Genomic DNA, 17559 nt, shown 5'->3' on the forward strand with positions numbered 1-17559 from the left:
CCGCCGTGACGTCGGGGTTTAACAATAAGTCGGTGGGGTTTCGACACGGTGTGGCGTCGAATCGTCTCTAAGAACGGTGCAATAATCGGTACCGCCAGTGACAGAAAAAAGTGTGGGTGCGCCAGCCGCGCTGTGCGGGCCCGGGGAGACAGTGATGGAAGGCGGGGCCGTGGGTCCGAGCGGTAACGGAGCCGGGTCGGCGCCCGGGCGCCAAAAACTCGAGAAAGTCGTGATCCGTTTCGCCGGGGACTCCGGTGACGGCATGCAGCTCACCGGCGATCGTTTCACCTCCGAGGCGGCGCTGTTCGGCAACGACTTGGCCACCCAGCCCAACTACCCGGCCGAGATCCGCGCCCCGCAGGGCACCCTGCCCGGAGTGTCGTCGTTCCAGATCCAGATCGCCGACTTCGACATCCTGACCGCCGGTGACCGCCCCGATGTGCTGGTGGCGATGAACCCCGCGGCCCTGAAAGCCAACATCGGCGACCTGCCCCGCGGCGGGATGGTGATCGTCAACTCCGACGAGTTCACCAAGCGCAATCTGGCCAAGATCGGGTACGAGACCAGCCCGCTGGAGACCGACGAGCTCTCCGACTACGTGGTGGTCCCGGTCGCGATGACCTCCCTGACACTCGGCGCGGTCGAGGCGATCGGCGCCACCAAGAAGGACGGGGCGCGCGCCAAGAACATGTTCGCGCTCGGCCTGCTGTCCTGGATGTACGGTCGCGAGCTGGAGCACAGCGAGACCTTCATCCGCGAGAAGTTCGCCAAGAAGCCCGACGTCGCCGACGCCAACGTGCTGGCGCTCAAGGCTGGCTGGAATTACGGCGAGACCACCGAGGCGTTCGGCACCACCTACGAGATCTCGCCGGCCAAGCTGCCGCCGGGCGAGTACCGCCAGATCTCGGGCAACACCGCGCTGGCCTACGGTGTCATCGCCGCCGGCCACTTGGCCGACACCCAGGTGGTGCTGGGCACTTACCCGATCACCCCGGCCTCGGACATCCTGCACGAGCTGTCCAAGTACAAGAACTTCAACGTGCTGACCTTCCAGGCCGAGGACGAGATCGCCGGGATCGGTGCGGCGATCGGCGCCTCCTACGGCGGCGCGCTGGGCGTCACCAGCACCTCCGGCCCGGGCCTGGCGCTCAAGGCCGAGGCGCTGGGCTTGGCCGTGATGACCGAGCTGCCGCTGGTGCTGATCAACGTCCAGCGCGGCGGCCCCTCGACCGGCCTGCCGACCAAGACCGAACAGGCCGACCTGATGCAGGCGCTCTACGGCCGCAACGGCGAGTCGCCGGTAGCGGTGCTGGCCCCGTGCACGCCGTCGGACTGCTTCGACGTCGCCGTCGAGGCCGTCCGGATCGCGCTGACCTATCGCACGCCGGTGGTGCTGCTCTCCGACGGGGCGATCGCCAACGGCTCGGAGCCGTGGCGCATCCCGGACATCGCCGCGATGGAGCCCATCGAGCGCAACCTGGCCCAGGCCGGCGAGGACTTCCAGCCGTATGCACGTGACCCGGAGACCCTGGCCCGGCAGTTCGCCATCCCCGGCACCCCGGGCCTGGAGCACCGGATCGGTGGTCTGGAGAAGGCCAACGGCTCCGGGGCGATCTCCTACGAGCCGGCCAACCACGACCTGATGGTGCGGCTGCGGCAGGCCAAGATCGACGGCATCAAGGTTCCCGACCTGGTTGTCGACGACCCGAGCGGCGACGCCGAACTGCTGATGCTGGGCTGGGGCAGCTCCTATGGCCCGATCGCCGAGGCGTGCCGGCGGGCCCGGCGCGGCGGGGTCAAGGTCGCGCAGGCGCACCTGCGCCACCTCAACCCGCTGCCGGCCAATCTGGGTGAGGTGCTGCGGCGCTACCCGAAGGTGGTGCTGCCGGAGATGAACCTGGGCCAGTTGGCGTTGCTGCTGCGCGGCCGCTACCTGGTCGATATCCAGTCGGTGACCAAGGTGGCCGGTCAGGCCTTCCTCGCCGACGAGGTCGAGGCGATCATCGACGACGCGCTGGCCGGGACGCTGGCCGAGCGGGAGAACGAGAAGGCGTCGCTGGCCAAGGCCGCGGCGGTCACCATTGCGGGTACAGCAGGAGTGAACGCATGACTACCACCGAAGCCGCCGGATCCCTGGTCGGCACCGAGTTGGGGCTGACCGCCCTGAGCGGGGTGCCCACCACCGACGAGCCGCAGAAGTCGAAGGACTTCACCTCCGACCAGGAGGTGCGCTGGTGCCCGGGCTGTGGCGACTACGCCATCCTCAACACGATGCGCAACTTCCTGCCCGAGCTGGGGGTGCGCCGGGAGAACGTGGTGTTCGTCAGCGGTATCGGCTGCTCCAGCCGCTTCCCGTACTACATGAACACCTACGGGGTGCACTCGATCCACGGCCGCGGACCGACGTTCGCCACCGGGCTGGCGACCGCCCGCGAGGACCTGAAGGTGTTCCTGATCACCGGTGACGGCGACGCGCTGTCGATCGGCGGCAACCACCTGATCCACACGCTGCGCCGCAACGTCAACATCACCATCCTGCTGTTCAACAACCGGATCTACGGCCTGACCAAGGGCCAGTACTCGCCGACGTCGGAGACCGGCAAGATCACCAAGTCGACGCCGTTCGGTTCGCTGGACAACCCGTTCAATCCGGTCTCGTTGGCGGTCGGGGCCGAGGCGACGTTCGTCGGGCGCGCCCTGGACTCCGACCGCAAGGGCCTGACCGAGGTGCTGCGGGGCGCGATGGAGCATCGCGGCTCGGCGCTGGTGGAGATCCTGCAGGACTGCCCGGTCTTCAACGACGGCTCCTTCGACCTGCTGCGCAAGGACGGCGCCGAAAACCGCATCATCAACCTTCGGCAGGGCGAGCCGATCGTCTTCGGTGCCAACGGTGAATACTGCGTGGTGAAGTCCGGATTCGGCCTGGAGGTCGCCAAGACCGCCAACGTGTCGGCCGACCAGATCGTGGTACACGATGCCACCCTGGCCGACTCCTCCTACGCGTTCGCGCTGTCGCGGCTTTCCGAACAGGATCTGTCGCACTTCCCGACGGGCATCTTCCGCAAGGTCAACAAGCCCACCTACGACGACCAGGCCCGCGCGCAGGTCGCCCAAGCCCGGCAGTCCACCCCGCACGACACCGCCGCACTCCAGGCGCTGCTGCGTGGCCGCGACACCTGGACCGTGGATTGAGGCGAAGCCTGACGCCATGACCGGCCGGTTCGCCGGTGTCATACTGGCCGGCGGCGCGTCGCGCCGGATGGGCCGCGACAAGGCCACCCTGACCGTGGCCGGCCGGTTCGGCGGACGGACCCTGGTCGAGCAGCTGGTGTCGATCGTCTCCCAGCGCTGCAACCCGGTCTTTGTGGTGGCCGCCCAAGGGCAGGCCTTGCCCGTTCTTCCCGCCCAGGTGCTGCGCGATGAGGTGCCCGGACTCGGTCCGCTACCGGCGATGGGGCTCGGCCTGCGCGCCGCGGCAGGCGCCGGCGCCGATCACGCGTTCGTCTGCGCGGTGGACATGCCGAACCTGACGCCGGAGGTGATCGACCGGTTGGCGGATGCGCCGCCGGCCGACGTCGTGCTGCCCCGGGTGGGCCGGGACCATTACCTGGCGGCGGTGTATCGCACCGCCCTGGCCGACACCGTCGATGCGCTGATCGCCGCAGGGGAGCGGCGCGTGGGTGCGCTGGTCGACATGGTCGGTGTCCGACGAGTCGTGCTGCCCGACGACTCCCCGCTGGCCAACCTCAACTCACCGGACGACCTGGCCGGCCTGTCCTGAGGGCAACGCCGAAGCCGGTTCCCTGAGCTGGCGACAGCAAATATCACGCTGCGGTTTCTTTAATGGCTTCAGCGGCGCTTCCGTAGAAATCGACAAACCAATCCGTTATCTCAGCGCAATAGGGTGATTATTGGCCTCGGCCGGGCGCCGCGCAGCCGGTTGGGATCATCGGTCACCTGCGGGCGAAAGCCCTTGGGGCCAAACGGTGTTCGCCTGCCGTCGGGTGGGCTGGTGCGAACGGCGCCGAAGCGCCGTCATTCCGGGCCCATAATGTCGACGGCGTTTCTGCCAAAGTAAAACTCTTTTGACGACGGGCGGGATTATCAATTGCCGCGGGCCTGCTGGGCTGGCATGTCCGGCGTCATGGCGGCAGCCGGCGTCATCGCAGCTAGATAAGCTAATGAGCTGCGTTTTTGGGACAGGTGATGCTGCTGGGACTGGCATTGCCTGCTGACTCGGCCACCCCGGCAGGCCGTCTCAGGCGTAAAACCGCACCGTTGACAGTGGTCCAGCCCACAAAATAGCCGTGATTTGACTCACGAATGTCGGCGCGAAGACAAACGGGTCAGGAAGCAAAAACGCATTGCTGACCTGCTGAAACCATCCGATTCGCAGCCGTGATGGTTTCGTTATCTGCCCGAAATGCGTCCGTCATGCGGTTGGACTTGTTGTCTGGCTATTTCGTAAATTTCCCTTCGCCCGAACGCAGGGCAAACAAATTGAATCCACGGAACCGCGTGCGAGCGGGGCCGCGGGCGGCCCAACGAATGCTTCCGCGGTGCCGGGTGTCAACCCGGCGGGCAACTCCTGCCCCCGCTGTCGTGCCTGACCGAGAAGGCACGTCTCGAAGACCACCCCGCCTGGACGCCAGGCACACCGACCCCCGGGCACTTCGGCGCGCGCACTGCGAAAGGAACGATGTTGAAGAACGTCCGGAAGCCCCTCACCCTGGCCGCGATCGCCGGCGCCCTGATCACCGGCGCGGTCGCCCTGTCCGACGCCACCGCCAAGGCGGACAGCGTCAACTGGGACGCCATCGCAGCCTGCGAGTCGGGCGGTAACTGGTCGATCAACACCGGTAACGGCTACTACGGCGGCCTGCAGTTCAACGCCGGCACCTGGCGTGCCAACGGCGGCACCGGACTGCCGCACAACGCCAGCCGGGCCGAGCAGATCCGGGTGGCCGAGAACGTGCTGCGCAGCCAGGGCATTGGCGCGTGGCCGGTCTGCGGCCGTCGCGGCTGATCATCCGCATCGCGCAGACGACGGCGCCGGGCCGATGGCCCGGCGCCGTCGCGGTCGGACCGGCTCGTGGACGGGTAGCGAGAAACATATGACTGAAACGTCACGTGAGCTCGACCTGATCATCTACGGCGCGACCGGCTTCGCCGGGAAGTTGACCGCCCAGTACCTGTCCCGTGCCGGTGGCGCTGCCCGAATCGGGCTGGCGGGCCGCTCGGCGGAGAGGTTGCGCGCGGTTCGCGATCGGTGCTGCTGGCCGAGAGCGCGCTGGCGCTGAACCGCGACCTGCCCTCCGATCACTACAGGAGTGCACACCCCGGCGGCCGCAATGGGCGACGCGTTGCTGGTCCGGCTGCCCGCGGCGAGGCCACCCTGCCAGGTGTCCCGGCTGAGCTGACCGGTGCCGAATTGACCGGTGCGGAGGCTGGTGTTTCCGCTAGTGTCTTTTTCGACCCTGTCACGGCAGCACCGAGCGACGAAGGTGGACGAATATCTCATGGCCGGCCTTGACGACCTGTTCGCGCAGATCCCCATCCAGGACATCGCCAACCAGCTCGGTGCCGACTCGGGCGAGGTGGACAGCACCATCCGCACCCTGGTCCCGGTGCTGGTCAGCGGGCTGAACCACAACGCGCAGGACCCGGGCCAGGCCGACAACATCGCCAGCACCGCCAACAGTTTCGCCGCCCAGGGCCTGCTGGACAACGTGCTCGGCGGCAACCAGGCCGCGGGGCAGCAGGTGATCTCGACCATCTTCGGCGGCAACGACACCAGCCAGGTCGCCTCAGCGCTGTCGGGCGCCGGTGCCGGCAACAACGACCTAGTGCAAAAGCTGCTCCCGATCATCGCCCCGATCGTGCTGGCCTACATCGGCAAGCAACTGAGCGGCCAGAAGTCCGAGCCGGCCCAGCAGGAGGCCTCCGGCGGCGGCCTCGGTGACGTTCTGGGCAGCATCCTGGGGGGCATGGCCGGTGGCGGCGGCGCCAAGAACCAGTCGATGGGCAGCATCCTCGGCAACATGCTCGGTGGCAAGACCGGCGGCGCCATCGGCGACATCCTCGGTGGACTGCTCGGCGGCAAGAAGTAATAGCCTCGCGAAAAGCCGCCGGACCGAGCACCCGGTCCGGGGGCTTTCGTGTCGTGCGGGTCGTCGTTCCTAGAATTGAGCGGTGACCCTCACCCCCAACGCCGCCAACACCGATCGCCTGCCCAAATCCTGGGAGCCGGGTGCGGTCGAGGAGGCGATCTACCAGCGCTGGGTGGATGCCGGCTACTTCACCGCGGATCCGGGCAGTGCCAAGCCCGGTTATTCGATCGTGCTGCCGCCGCCGAACGTCACCGGCAGCCTGCACATGGGGCACGCGCTCGACCACACCCTGATGGACGCGTTGACCCGCCGCAAACGCATGCAGGGCTATGAGGTGCTGTGGCTACCGGGAATGGATCACGCCGGCATCGCCACCCAGAGCGTGGTGGAGCGGCAGCTGGCCGCCGATGGCCAGACCAAGGAAGAGCTGGGCCGGGAACGTTTCGTCGAGCAGGTCTGGGAGTGGAAACGTGAGTCCGGCGGCACCATCGGCACCCAGATGCGCCGGATCGGCGATGGGGTGGACTGGAGCCGCGAACGGTTCACCATGGACGAGCGCCTGTCGCGTGCGGTCCGCACCATCTTCAAGCGGCTCTACGACGCCGGGCTGATCTATCAGGCCGAGCGGCTGGTCAACTGGTCGCCCGTGCTGGAGACCGCGATCAGCGACCTCGAGGTCAAATACGAAGACATCGAAGGCGAGCTGATCTCATTCCGGTACGGCTCATTAGAGGAAACACAGCCGCACATCGTCGTGGCCACCACCCGGCTCGAGACCATGCTCGGCGACACCGCGATCGCGGTGCACCCCGACGACGATCGGTACCGCGACCTGGTCGGGACCAGCCTGCCGCACCCGTTCTTGGACCGGGAGATCCGCGTGGTCGCCGACTCCCACGTCGATCCCGAATTCGGCACCGGCGCGGTCAAAGTCACGCCCGCGCATGACCCCAACGACTTCGAGATCGGGCTGCGCCACCAGCTGGCGATGCCGACCATCCTGGACACCCGCGGCCGGATTACCGGCACCGGAACGCAATTCGATGGCATGGACCGCTTCGAGGCGCGCGTCGCGGTGCGCGAAGCGCTGGCCGCCCAGGGGCGTATCGTCGCCGAGAAGCGGCCCTACCTGCACAGCGTCGGCCATTCCGAGCGCAGCGGCGAGGTCATCGAACCGCGGCTGTCGATGCAGTGGTGGGTCAATGTGTCCTCGCTGGCCAAGGCTGCCGGTGACGCGGTTCGCCACGGCGACACCGTCATTCATCCGAAGAGCCTGGAGCCGCGCTGGTTCGGCTGGGTCGACGACATGCACGACTGGTGCATCTCCCGTCAGCTGTGGTGGGGTCACCGCATCCCGATCTGGCATGGCCCCGACGGGCAGCAGGTGTGCCTCGGGCCGGATGAGACACCGCCGGAGGGCTGGGAACAGGACCCCGATGTGCTGGACACCTGGTTCTCCTCGGCGCTGTGGCCGTTCTCCACGATGGGCTGGCCGGATGCGACACCTGAGCTGGAGAAGTTCTATCCGACCAGCGTTCTGGTGACCGGCTACGACATCCTGTTCTTCTGGGTGGCTCGGATGATGATGTTCGGCACTTTCGTCGGCGGTGACGCCGCGCTGCCCGATGCCAAGGTTCCGTTCCAAAACGTGTTCCTGCACGGTCTGATCCGCGACGAGCACGGCCGGAAGATGAGCAAGTCCAAGGGCAACGGTATCGATCCGCTGGACTGGGTGGAGGCCTTCGGTGCCGACGCGCTGCGGTTCACCCTGGCTCGCGGCGCCAGTCCCGGCGGCGACCTGTCGATCGGCGAGGACCACGCCCGGGCATCGCGTAACTTCGTCACGAAGTTGTTCAACGCCACCCGGTTCGCCCTGATCAACGGCGCGCGACCGGCGCCGCTACCGTCGCTCGACGAGTTGACCGATGCCGACCGCTGGATTCTGGGGCGGTTGGAAGAAGTGCGCGCCGAAGTGGATTCGGCGTTCGACGGCTACGAGTTCGGCCGGGCCTGCGAGGCGCTCTACCATTTCGCCTGGGACGAATTCTGCGATTGGTACGTCGAATTGGCCAAAACTCAGCTGGCCGAAGGGCTTACGCACACCACGGCGGTGCTGGCCGCGGTGCTCGATACCCTGCTGCGCCTGCTGCACCCGGTGATCCCGTTCGTCACCGAGACCCTGTGGAAGGAGCTCACCGGCGCAGAGTCCCTGGTGATCGCTGATTGGCCGGAGCCATCCGGAATCGTCCTGGATCAGGTTGCCGCCCAACGGATTGTCGACATGCAGAAGCTGGTGACCGAGGTGCGCCGGTTCCGCAGCGATCAGGGCCTGCGCGACCGGCAGAAGGTTCCGGCCCGGCTGACCGGTATCGACGGCGCTGATCTGTCGACCCAGGTGGCCGCGGTGACCTCGCAAGCCTGGTTGACCGAGCCGGGAGCGGATTTCACGCCATCGGCGTCAGTGGAGGTGCGCCTGTCCGCGGCCACCGTGGTCGTCGAACTCGACACCTCGGGCACCGTCGACGTCGCTGCCGAACGTCGCCGGTTGGACAAGGATCTGGCGGTCGCCCAAAAGGAACTGGCCACCACCTCGGCCAAGCTCGGCAACGACGCGTTTCTGGCCAAAGCCCCGACCGCCGTGGTCGAGAAGATCCGTGGTCGCCAGCAGCTGGCCCGCGAGGAGGTCGACCGGATCACGGCACGCCTTGCGGATCTGGCATGACCGAACCCACTCCGGATGAGATCGCGGCGCTGCTGCAAGTCGAGCATCTGCTTGACCAGCGGTGGGGCGAGACCAAGATCGAGCCGAGCCTGACCCGGATCAACGCACTGCTGGAGCTGCTCGGCTCCCCGCAGCGCAGCTATCCGTCGATCCACGTCGCCGGCACCAACGGCAAGACCTCGGTGGCGCGGATGATCGACGCGCTGCTGACGGCGTTCAGCCGTCGTACCGGGCGCACCACCAGCCCGCATCTGCAATCGGCGGTCGAGCGCATCGCCATTGACGGGGTTCCGATCAGCCCGGCCAAGTACGTCGAGACCTACGCCGAGATCGAGCCGTTCGTGCAGATGGTGGACGCCTCCTCGCAGGCCGAAGGTGGGCCGGCGATGAGCAAGTTCGAAGTGCTCACGGCGATGGCGTTCGCGGCGTTCGCTGACGCCCCGATCGACGTGGCCGTCGTGGAGGTCGGCATGGGCGGGCGCTGGGACGCCACCAATGTCGTCGCGGCGCCGGTGGCGGTGATCACCCCGATCGGCATCGACCACGTCGACTACCTCGGCGACGACCTCGCCGGCATCGCCGCGGAGAAGGCCGGCATCATCCACCGCTCCGCTGATGAACTCGTCGACACCGTGGCGGTGATCGCCCGCCAGGTGCCCGAGGCGATGGAGGTGCTGCTGGCCCAGTCGGTGCGCGCGGATGCCGCGGTGGCGCGGGAGAACTCGGAGTTCGCGGTGCGCAGCCGCCAGCTGGCGGTGGGAGGTCAGTTGCTGGAGCTGCAAGGCCTGGGCGGGGTGTACTCCGATATCTTTCTGCCGCTGCACGGCGAGCACCAGGCGCACAACGCGGTGCTGGCGCTGGCGGCGGTGGAGGCGTTCTTCGGTGCGGGCGCGCAGCGTCAGCTCGACGTCGACACGGTTCGGGCCGGCTTCGCCGCGGCGGCGAGCCCCGGGCGGCTGGAGCGGATGCGCAGCTCGCCGACGGTTTTCGTCGACGCCGCGCACAACCCGGCGGGCGCGGCCGCCCTGGCTCAAGCGCTGGCCGAGGAGTTCGACTTCCGGTTCCTGGTCGGGGTGGTCAGCGTGCTCGCCGACAAGGACGTCGACGGGATCCTCGCGGCCCTCGAACCGGTCTTTGACCGAATCGTGGTGACCCACAATGGTTCTCCGCGTGCCGTGGATGTCGAGACACTGACTGCGGCAGCGGTGCGGTGGTTCGGCGACGACCGGGTGGTGACCACCGAGACGCTCGGGGACGCCATCGATACCGCCACCGCGCTCGTCGATGAGTTCGACGCCGAGGGCGACGCGGCGGGCACCGGCATCGTGATCACCGGTTCGGTGGTCACCGCCGGGGCCGCCCGCACCCTGTTCGGGAAGGATCCGGCATGACCGACCAATCGGGTGCGCCCGACCCCTGGCGCGGCTTCCGCGGCGTGATGGCCGCGACGCTGATCCTCGAGGCGATCGTGGTGCTGTTGGCGCTGCCGGTGGTCCACGTGGTCGGGGGCGGGCTGACACCGGCGTCGCTGGCCTACCTGCTCGGCCTGGCGCTGGTGTTGTTGCTGTTCACCGGAGTCCAGGGCCGCTCCTGGGCGATCTGGGCCAATCTGGCGCTGCAGCTGGTGCTGGTCGCCGGGTTCGCGGTCTATCCGGGCGTGGGGGTGATGGGCCTGGTGTTCACCGCGGTGTGGGCCCTGATCGCCTACTTCCGTGCCGAGGTGCTGCGCCGCTCGTAGTGGGGCGGCTATTCGGTACGCTGACGCGGTGCCGCTGGCGACGATGCAGAGCGTCAGCGATGAGGAGGAGCGGCGCTTCATGACTGAGCGGACTTTGGTGCTGATCAAGCCGGACGGTGTCAATCGCCGGTTGGTGGGCGAGATCATCAGCCGGATCGAGAAGAAGGGCCTGACGCTGGCGGCGCTGGAGCTGCGGCCGGTGCAGCAGGCGGTGGCCCGACAGCACTACGGCGAGCACGAGGGCAAGGCGTTCTTCGCCTCGCTGCTGGACTTCATCACCTCCGGCCCGGTGGTCGCCGCCGTGGTGGAGGGCCCGCGGGCCATCGAGGCGTTCCGGCAGCTGGCCGGTGGCACCGACCCGGTGGCCAAGGCCGCCCCGGGCACGATCCGGGGTGATTTCGGGCTGGAGACCCAGTTCAATCTGGTGCACGGCTCCGATTCGCCGGAGTCGGCCGAGCGCGAGATCGCGCTGTGGTTCCCCGACCTCAAGGCGTCGGCGCCGACGTCTCCGATGACACTGGCCTGACGTCGTAGTTAATGCCTTTCGCCCGGGCTGCTCCGGTTGTGTGGGATACTGACCATCGGGTGAACGTCACCGGACCGGTGTCCGACACCCGAATGAAGACTTAGGCGAGTGCGACGGTCGCGATATGTGATGCGGCGCCGATCGCCGGTCCTCATTCAGCCAGGCACCGAGTCGGTTCCACCCGAACCCCTCGGAGCGAGACCACCACAAGCCCGGGGAAGTGAGCCGGGCGAATAACGAGAAGCCCTCGCGTGGCCGCGTCATAGCAACGCGCCCGGGGGCTTGAGGAGACCTACGTGGCAGACCCCTCTCTTTTTAAGGGCCCTTACTCAGATGTACCTGCGGTGCCGGCCGAGCAGGAGGAGTTGCCGGACCGGCTGAGAGTGCACTCCCTCGCCCGGGTACTGGGCACCACCAGCAGGCGGGTACTGGATGCCCTGACCGAGCTGGACGGCCGGGTACGCAGCGCCCATTCCAGCGTGGACCGCGTCGAGGCGGTCCGGGTCCGTGATCTGCTGGGTTCGGTCGAGGAACCCACCGCAGAGGTGGCGCCGGAAGCTGAGGTGTCCGCCGAGGTTCCCGAGGAGCCCGAGTCCCGGCTGCTGCTGGAGACCGCCCCGGAGGCCGCCAGCACGCGGGTCGACTACATGCCGCTGTTCGTGGCACCGCAGCCGATCTCCTTCGAGCCGCCGGTGTCCGACGACAACGGATCCGACGAGGACGACGACCTCGGCCCCGACGGCGACGACGAGACCGGGGACCGCCCCGCCAGCCGCCGTCGCCGCCGCGGCCGCCGCGGCCGCGGACGGGGCCGCGGCTCCGACGGCGGAGCCGCCGACGACACCGCCGACGCGGCCGACTCCGACGACGACACCGACGACGACGATTCCGCCGCGGAATCCGACGAGACCGGGGATGTCGACGAGTCCGGCGACGACGACACCGACTCCGCCGACGAGCCGGGCACCCGGCGTCGGCGCCGTCGCCGTCGGCGCAAGTCCGGCACCGGCGAGGACGAGGACACCGGCTCCGCGGATGACCCGCCCAACACCGTCGTGCACGAGCGGACTCCGCGCGCCAAGACGGCCAGGAACTCCAAGGGCGAGAAGAGCTCATCCGACGACGAGATCCAGGGCATCACCGGATCGACCCGGCTGGAGGCCAAACGTCAGCGTCGCCGCGACGGCCGCGACGCCGGGCGCCGCCGCCCGCCGATCCTGAGCGAGGCCGAGTTCCTGGCCCGCCGCGAGGCCGTGGAACGCCGGATGGTGGTCCGGGATCGGGTCCGCACCGAGCCGCCGCACACCGGTGCCCGCTACACCCAGATCGCCGTGCTGGAAGACGGCGTGATGGTCGAGCACTTCGTCACGTCGGCCGCCTCTACTTCCTTGGTGGGCAACGTCTATCTGGGGATCGTGCAGAATGTGCTGCCCTCGATGGAGGCCGCATTCGTCGACATCGGCCGCGGCCGCAACGGGGTGCTCTACGCCGGTGAGGTCAACTGGGAGGCGGCCGGCCTGGGTGGCGCCAATCGCAAGATCGAGCAGGCGCTCAAACCCGGTGACTATGTCGTCGTGCAGGTCAGCAAGGATCCGATCGGGCACAAAGGGGCCCGGCTGACCACCCAGGTCTCGTTGGCCGGCCGGTACCTGGTGTACGTGCCCGGGGCGTCGTCGACCGGGATCAGCCGCAAGCTGCCCGACACCGAGCGTCAGCGGCTCAAGGAGATTCTGCGCGAGGTGGTGCCCGCCGATGCCGGCGTAATCATCCGCACGGCGTCGGAGGGCGTCAAAGAAGAGGACATCCGCGCCGACGTGGAACGCCTCCAGGAACGCTGGAACCTGATCGAGGCCACCGCCGCCGAGACCAAGGCGAAAGCCGCCGGTGCCGCGGTGGCGCTCTACGAAGAGCCCGATGTGCTGGTCAAGGTGATCCGCGACCTGTTCAACGAGGACTTCTCCGAGCTGGTGGTATCTGGTGACGACGCCTGGGCGACGATCACCGAGTACGTCGGCTCGGTGGCGCCGGAATTGATGCCGAAGCTGACCCGCTACCAGGCTCCGGAGGGGCCGGACGGTCAGGCCGGGCCGGACGTGTTCGCCGTGCACCGCATCGACGAGCAGCTGGCCAAGGCGATGGACCGCAAGGTCTGGCTGCCCTCGGGCGGGACGCTGGTGATCGATCGGACCGAGGCCATGACGGTCGTCGACGTCAACACCGGCAAATTCACCGGGTCCGGGGGCAACCTCGAGGAGACGGTGACCAAGAACAACCTGGAGGCGGCCGAGGAGATCGTGCGGCAGCTGCGGCTGCGCGATATCGGCGGCATCATCGTCATCGACTTCATCGACATGGTGTTGGAGTCCAACCGCGATCTGGTGCTGCGCCGGCTGACCGAGGCGCTGGGCCGGGACCGCACCCGTCACCAGGTTTCGGAGGTGACGTCGCTGGGGCTGGTGCAGTTGACCCGCAAACGACTGGGCACCGGGCTGATCGAGGCGTTCTCCACGTCGTGTCAGCACTGCGCCGGGCGCGGCATCATGCTGCACGCCGACCCGGTCGACTCGGCCGCGCCGGGCCGTAAGGCCGAGCCGAGCAGCCGCCGCAGCAAGCGCTCGAAGAAGCCCAAGGCCGACGAACCGGTGGTGGCCAAGGTTCCGGTGCACACCCCCGGTGACCATCCGATGTTCAAGGCGATGGCCACTATGACCAAGGCCAGCGACCGTCACGACGACGACGTCGAGGAACCGGAGGGCGCGACGGAGCCTGACGAGCAGCCCGACGTTGCGATCGACGAGCAGCTGCCGGCCGAGGCCGTGGAGGCGGCGGCGGACGAAGACATCGACGAGGACGACACCGACGAGGACACCGAGGACTCCGAGGAAGACTCCGACGATGACGATGTCGAGGTCGATCTCGACGACGATGACGACGACTACGACGATGACCTGGATGTCATCGACGAGTCCGACGAGTCCGACGAGTCCGACGAGTCCAATGGGGACACGGTGGTCGCCGCGGCGCCCTACGAGCGTCCCCGGCGGCGCCGGGCCGCGGCCCGGCCGGCCGGGCCGCCCAGCTGAGCAGGGCCGGTTTGACCCCGTAGTCGCTGGTCACGTACCCTAGACCAGTTGTCACCAGGCCGGCTGACTCGGCCGACAAACCCCAGCTGTACGCGAGCCTCGATAGCGCGCGCTCGGAAAGAAGAGGAAGACACCAACGATGGCGACGTACGCAATCGTCAAAACCGGCGGCAAGCAGTACAAGGTTGCCGTCGGTGACGTGCTCAAGGTCGAGAAGCTCGATTCCGAGCCGGGTGCATCGGTTTCGCTGCCGGTCGCGCTGGTCGTGGACGGCTCCACTGTCACCACCGACGCCGCCAAGCTGGCGAAGGTCGCGGTCACCGGCGAGGTGCTCGAGCACACCAAGGGCCCCAAGATCCGCATCCACAAGTTCAAGAACAAGACCGGCTACCACAAGCGGCAGGGTCACCGTCAGCCGCTGACCGTGCTCAAGGTCACCGGAATCAAGTAGGGGAGCGAACGAGATGGCACACAAGAAGGGCGCTTCCAGCTCACGCAATGGGCGCGACTCCAACGCGCAGCGACTCGGCGTCAAGCGGTTCGGCGGCCAGGTCGTCAAGGCCGGCGAGATTCTGGTCCGCCAGCGGGGAACCCACTTCCACCCGGGCATCAACGTCGGGCGCGGCGGCGACGACACGCTGTTCGCCACGGCGCCCGGTGCGGTCGAGTTCGGCCTGAAGCGTGGCCGCAAGACCGTCAACATCGTGCCTGTCGCCCGCGCGGAGAGCTAACCAACCGGCCCTGCGTCGCGAACGTGTACTGACTGCGAGAAGGAGCGACGAAACTCGCAGTGGTTGCACGCTCGACGCGTGGGATGGGTGAGAGGAAGCCCGATGTCCCGGTTTGTCGACCGCGTCGTCATCCATGTGCGTGCGGGCAATGGGGGCAACGGCTGCGCGTCGATTCACCGGGAGAAGTTCAAGCCGCTCGGCGGCCCGGACGGCGGTAACGGTGGCCGCGGCGGCAGCGTTGTGCTGGTCGTCGATCCGCAGGTGCACACCTTGCTGGACTTCCATTTCCGGCCGCACATCAACGCTGCGTCCGGAAAGCAGGGGCAGGGCAGCAACAAAGAAGGTGCCGCCGGATCCGACCTGGAGATCAAGGTGCCGGACGGCACCGTGGTGCTCGACGAGCACGGACGGCTGTTGGCCGACCTGGTGGGAGCGGGCGCCCGATTCGAAGCCGCCGCGGGCGGCCGCGGCGGGCTGGGCAACGCCGCACTGGTGTCGCGGGCCCGTAAGGCGCCGGGCTTCGCGCTGCTGGGGGAGAAGGGCGAGTCCCGTGACCTCACCCTGGAACTCAAGACGGTCGCCGACGTCGGCCTGATCGGATTTCCCTCGGCGGGCAAATCGGCCCTGGTGTCGGTGATCTCGGCGGCCAAACCGAAGATCGCCGACTACCCGTTCACCACGCTGGCGCCGAACCTGGGCGTGGTCTCCGCCGGGGACAACACTTTTACCGCCGCCGACGTCCCGGGGCTGATCCCGGGCGCGTCGACCGGCCGCGGGCTGGGATTGGACTTTCTGCGCCACATCGAACGGTGTGCGGTGCTGGTACACGTCATCGACTGTGCCACCGCGGAACCGGGCCGAGACCCGCTCTCCGACATCGAGGCCATCGAAGCCGAGCTGGCCGCCTACACGCCGACCATGCAAGGGGATTCGGCCCTCGGTGACCTGGTGGACCGCCCGCGCGCGGTCGTGCTCAACAAGATCGATGTACCCGAAGCGCGGGAGATGGCCGAGTTTGTCCGTGACGACATCGTGGCCGAGCGCGGCTGGCCGGTGTTCATGGTGTCGACCGTGAGCCGGGAAGGGTTGCGCCCGTTGATCTTCGCGCTGGCCGAGATGGTGTCGGCGTATCGTGCGGCGCAGCCGGAACCGGTGGCGCGCCGGCCGGTGATCCGGCCGATACCCGCGGGCGAGACCGGGTTCACCGTGGAAGCCGACGGCGACGGTGGGTTCATCGTGCGCGGCTCACGGCCCGAGCGCTGGGTGCACCAGACCAACTTCGACAACGACGAGGCGGTCGGCTACCTCGGTGACCGGCTGGCCCGGCTCGGGGTCGAGGAGGAGCTGCTGCGGCTGGGCGCCACACCGGGCTGTGCGGTGACGATCGGGGACATGACCTTCGACTGGGAGCCGGCCACACCGGCCGGGGTCGACGTCACGTTGTCCGGGCGGGGCACCGATGTTCGGGTAGAGCGCAGCGACCGGGTCGGGGCCGCTGAACGCAAAGCCGCGCGCAAGCAGCGCCGTGAACACTCGGAGGAGTCGTGAGTTCCGCGGCGCGCGAAGCGGTCCGGACCGCGCGCAGCGTCGTCGTCAAGATCGGCACCACCGCACTGACCACCGAGAACGGTATGTTCGACGCGGCCCGCCTCGCCGGGCTCGCCGAGGCGATCGAAGCCCGGATGAAGGCCGGCTCGGACGTGGTGATCGTGTCGTCCGGCGCCATCGCCGCGGGACTGGAGCCGCTCGGGTTATCCAAGCGGCCCACCGATCTGGCCACCAAGCAGGCGGCCGCCAGCGTGGGCCAGGTGGCGCTGGTCAACGCCTGGAGTGCCGCGTTCGGCCGGTTTGGCCGAACCGTCGGGCAGGTGCTGCTCACCGCACAGGACACATCGATGCGGGTGTCGCACACCAATGCTGCCCGCACCCTGGACCGGTTGCGTGCCCTGCACGCGGTGGCGATCGTCAACGAGAACGACACGGTGGCCACCAACGAGATCCGGTTCGGCGACAATGACCGGCTCTCAGCGCTGGTAGCGCACCTGGTCGGCGCCGATGCGCTGGTGCTGCTCTCCGACATCGACGGTCTCTACGATGGCGACCCCCGCAAGGGGCCGGCCCGCCTGGTGCCCGAGGTGACCGGCCCGGACGACCTCACCGGCGTGGTGGCCGGCGAAGGCAGTCACCTGGGCACCGGTGGCATGGTGTCGAAACTGTCCTCGGCGCTGCTGGCCGCCGACGCGGGCGTTCCGGTGTTGCTGGCCGCCGCCGCCGATGCCGCCGCCGCGCTGTCGGATGCGTCGGTGGGCACGGTGTTCGCAGCGCGTTCGCAGCGGTTGTCGGCGCGCAAATTCTGGGTGCGCCACGCCGCCGATGCGGCGGGCACGTTGACGCTGGACGCCGGCGCGGTTGAGGCGGTGCTGAGCCGGCGGCGCTCCCTGTTGGCGGCCGGCATCACCGGAGTGTCGGGCCGGTTCCACGGCGGCGACGTGGTCGAGCTGTGCGGCCCGGACGGGTCGGTGGTGGCCCGTGGTGTCGTCGGCTACGACGCCGGGGAGCTGGCGGGGATGATCGGCCATTCCACCGCCGAACTGGCCCCGGATGCGCGCCGCCCGGTCGTGCACGCCGACGACCTGGTCGCCGTGTAGG

General features: G+C 68.4%; 14 protein-coding genes and 1 pseudogene. All 15 read left to right on the plus strand.

The annotated features are described in order from the left end of the window. Positions 1-169: 169 nt before the first annotated feature. A complete protein-coding gene (locus tag A5694_RS07755) occupies positions 170-2110 on the plus strand; it encodes a 2-oxoacid:acceptor oxidoreductase subunit alpha (protein WP_064921301.1) in 1941 nt (646 codons plus the stop codon). Further along, positions 2107-3192 carry a 2-oxoacid:ferredoxin oxidoreductase subunit beta gene (locus A5694_RS07760; RefSeq protein WP_064921250.1) on the plus strand — a complete coding sequence of 362 codons (1086 nt, stop codon included), beginning with the start codon at positions 2107-2109 and terminating at the stop codon, positions 3190-3192. The genes A5694_RS07755 and A5694_RS07760 overlap by 4 nt, the downstream gene beginning before the upstream one ends. 16 nt (positions 3193-3208) lie before the next feature. Next, on the plus strand, positions 3209-3781 hold the full coding sequence (gene mobA / locus A5694_RS07765) for a molybdenum cofactor guanylyltransferase (RefSeq protein WP_064921251.1): 573 nt from the start codon (positions 3209-3211) through the stop codon (positions 3779-3781). 921 nt (positions 3782-4702) lie between these two features. Beyond that, positions 4703-5026, plus strand: coding sequence for a transglycosylase family protein (locus tag A5694_RS07770; RefSeq protein WP_207515948.1), 324 nt, complete (start codon positions 4703-4705; stop codon positions 5024-5026). 88 nt (positions 5027-5114) lie between these two features. After that, positions 5115-5267: pseudogene (locus A5694_RS07775) on the plus strand (enoyl-ACP reductase); the annotation flags it as partial. Positions 5268-5519: 252 nt separating this feature from the next. Continuing rightward, complete coding sequence (locus A5694_RS07780) at positions 5520-6110, plus strand: DUF937 domain-containing protein (protein WP_064921302.1); 591 nt, start codon at positions 5520-5522, stop codon at positions 6108-6110. A gap of 82 nt (positions 6111-6192) precedes the next feature. Next, entirely contained in the window at positions 6193-8832 is a 2640-nt protein-coding gene (locus A5694_RS07785) for a valine--tRNA ligase (RefSeq protein WP_064921254.1), read from the plus strand. After that, complete coding sequence (folC, locus tag A5694_RS07790) at positions 8829-10223, plus strand: bifunctional tetrahydrofolate synthase/dihydrofolate synthase (RefSeq protein ID WP_064921255.1); 1395 nt, start codon at positions 8829-8831, stop codon at positions 10221-10223. Before A5694_RS07785 ends, folC begins: the two co-directional genes overlap by 4 nt. Beyond that, complete coding sequence (locus tag A5694_RS07795; RefSeq protein WP_064921256.1) at positions 10220-10570, plus strand: DUF4233 domain-containing protein; 351 nt, start codon at positions 10220-10222, stop codon at positions 10568-10570. The genes folC and A5694_RS07795 overlap by 4 nt, the downstream gene beginning before the upstream one ends. A gap of 79 nt (positions 10571-10649) precedes the next feature. Beyond that, on the plus strand, positions 10650-11096 hold the full coding sequence (ndk, locus tag A5694_RS07800; protein WP_064921303.1) for a nucleoside-diphosphate kinase: 447 nt from the start codon (positions 10650-10652) through the stop codon (positions 11094-11096). Positions 11097-11440: 344 nt separating this feature from the next. Further along, the gene (locus A5694_RS07805) at positions 11441-14179 is read left to right on the plus strand and encodes an Rne/Rng family ribonuclease (RefSeq protein ID WP_064921257.1); all 2739 of its coding nucleotides are present in this window, start codon (positions 11441-11443) and stop codon (positions 14177-14179) included. A gap of 139 nt (positions 14180-14318) precedes the next feature. Further along, positions 14319-14630 (plus strand): 50S ribosomal protein L21, encoded by a 312-nt coding sequence (gene rplU / locus A5694_RS07810; RefSeq protein WP_064921258.1) that lies wholly within the window; start codon positions 14319-14321, stop codon positions 14628-14630. Positions 14631-14643: 13 nt separating this feature from the next. Continuing rightward, entirely contained in the window at positions 14644-14910 is a 267-nt protein-coding gene (gene rpmA / locus A5694_RS07815) for a 50S ribosomal protein L27 (RefSeq protein WP_064921259.1), read from the plus strand. A gap of 102 nt (positions 14911-15012) precedes the next feature. Next, entirely contained in the window at positions 15013-16458 is a 1446-nt protein-coding gene (gene obgE / locus A5694_RS07820; protein ID WP_064921260.1) for a GTPase ObgE, read from the plus strand. Further along, positions 16455-17558, plus strand: coding sequence for a glutamate 5-kinase (proB, locus tag A5694_RS07825; protein ID WP_064921261.1), 1104 nt, complete (start codon positions 16455-16457; stop codon positions 17556-17558). The genes obgE and proB overlap by 4 nt, the downstream gene beginning before the upstream one ends. The last annotated feature ends 1 nt before the right edge of the window (position 17559 follow it).

The organism is Mycolicibacter sinensis (assembly GCF_001667945.1).
Classification (GTDB): Bacteria; Actinomycetota; Actinomycetes; order Mycobacteriales; family Mycobacteriaceae; genus Mycobacterium; species Mycobacterium sinense_B.

What these genes read in the sequence shown, in the direction of transcription:
- obgE (WP_064921260.1), top strand. Translation starts at nt 15,013, where the DNA reads ATGTCCCGGTTTGTCGACCGCGTCGTCATCCATGTGCGTGCGGGCAAT.
- A5694_RS07795 (WP_064921256.1), top strand. Translation starts at nt 10,220, where the DNA reads ATGACCGACCAATCGGGTGCGCCCGACCCCTGGCGCGGCTTCCGCGGC.
- ndk (WP_064921303.1), top strand. Translation starts at nt 10,650, where the DNA reads ATGACTGAGCGGACTTTGGTGCTGATCAAGCCGGACGGTGTCAATCGC.
- mobA (WP_064921251.1), top strand. Translation starts at nt 3,209, where the DNA reads ATGACCGGCCGGTTCGCCGGTGTCATACTGGCCGGCGGCGCGTCGCGC.
- A5694_RS07760 (WP_064921250.1), top strand. Translation starts at nt 2,107, where the DNA reads ATGACTACCACCGAAGCCGCCGGATCCCTGGTCGGCACCGAGTTGGGG.
- folC (WP_064921255.1), top strand. Translation starts at nt 8,829, where the DNA reads ATGACCGAACCCACTCCGGATGAGATCGCGGCGCTGCTGCAAGTCGAG.
- A5694_RS07780 (WP_064921302.1), top strand. Translation starts at nt 5,520, where the DNA reads ATGGCCGGCCTTGACGACCTGTTCGCGCAGATCCCCATCCAGGACATC.
- rplU (WP_064921258.1), top strand. Translation starts at nt 14,319, where the DNA reads ATGGCGACGTACGCAATCGTCAAAACCGGCGGCAAGCAGTACAAGGTT.
- rpmA (WP_064921259.1), top strand. Translation starts at nt 14,644, where the DNA reads ATGGCACACAAGAAGGGCGCTTCCAGCTCACGCAATGGGCGCGACTCC.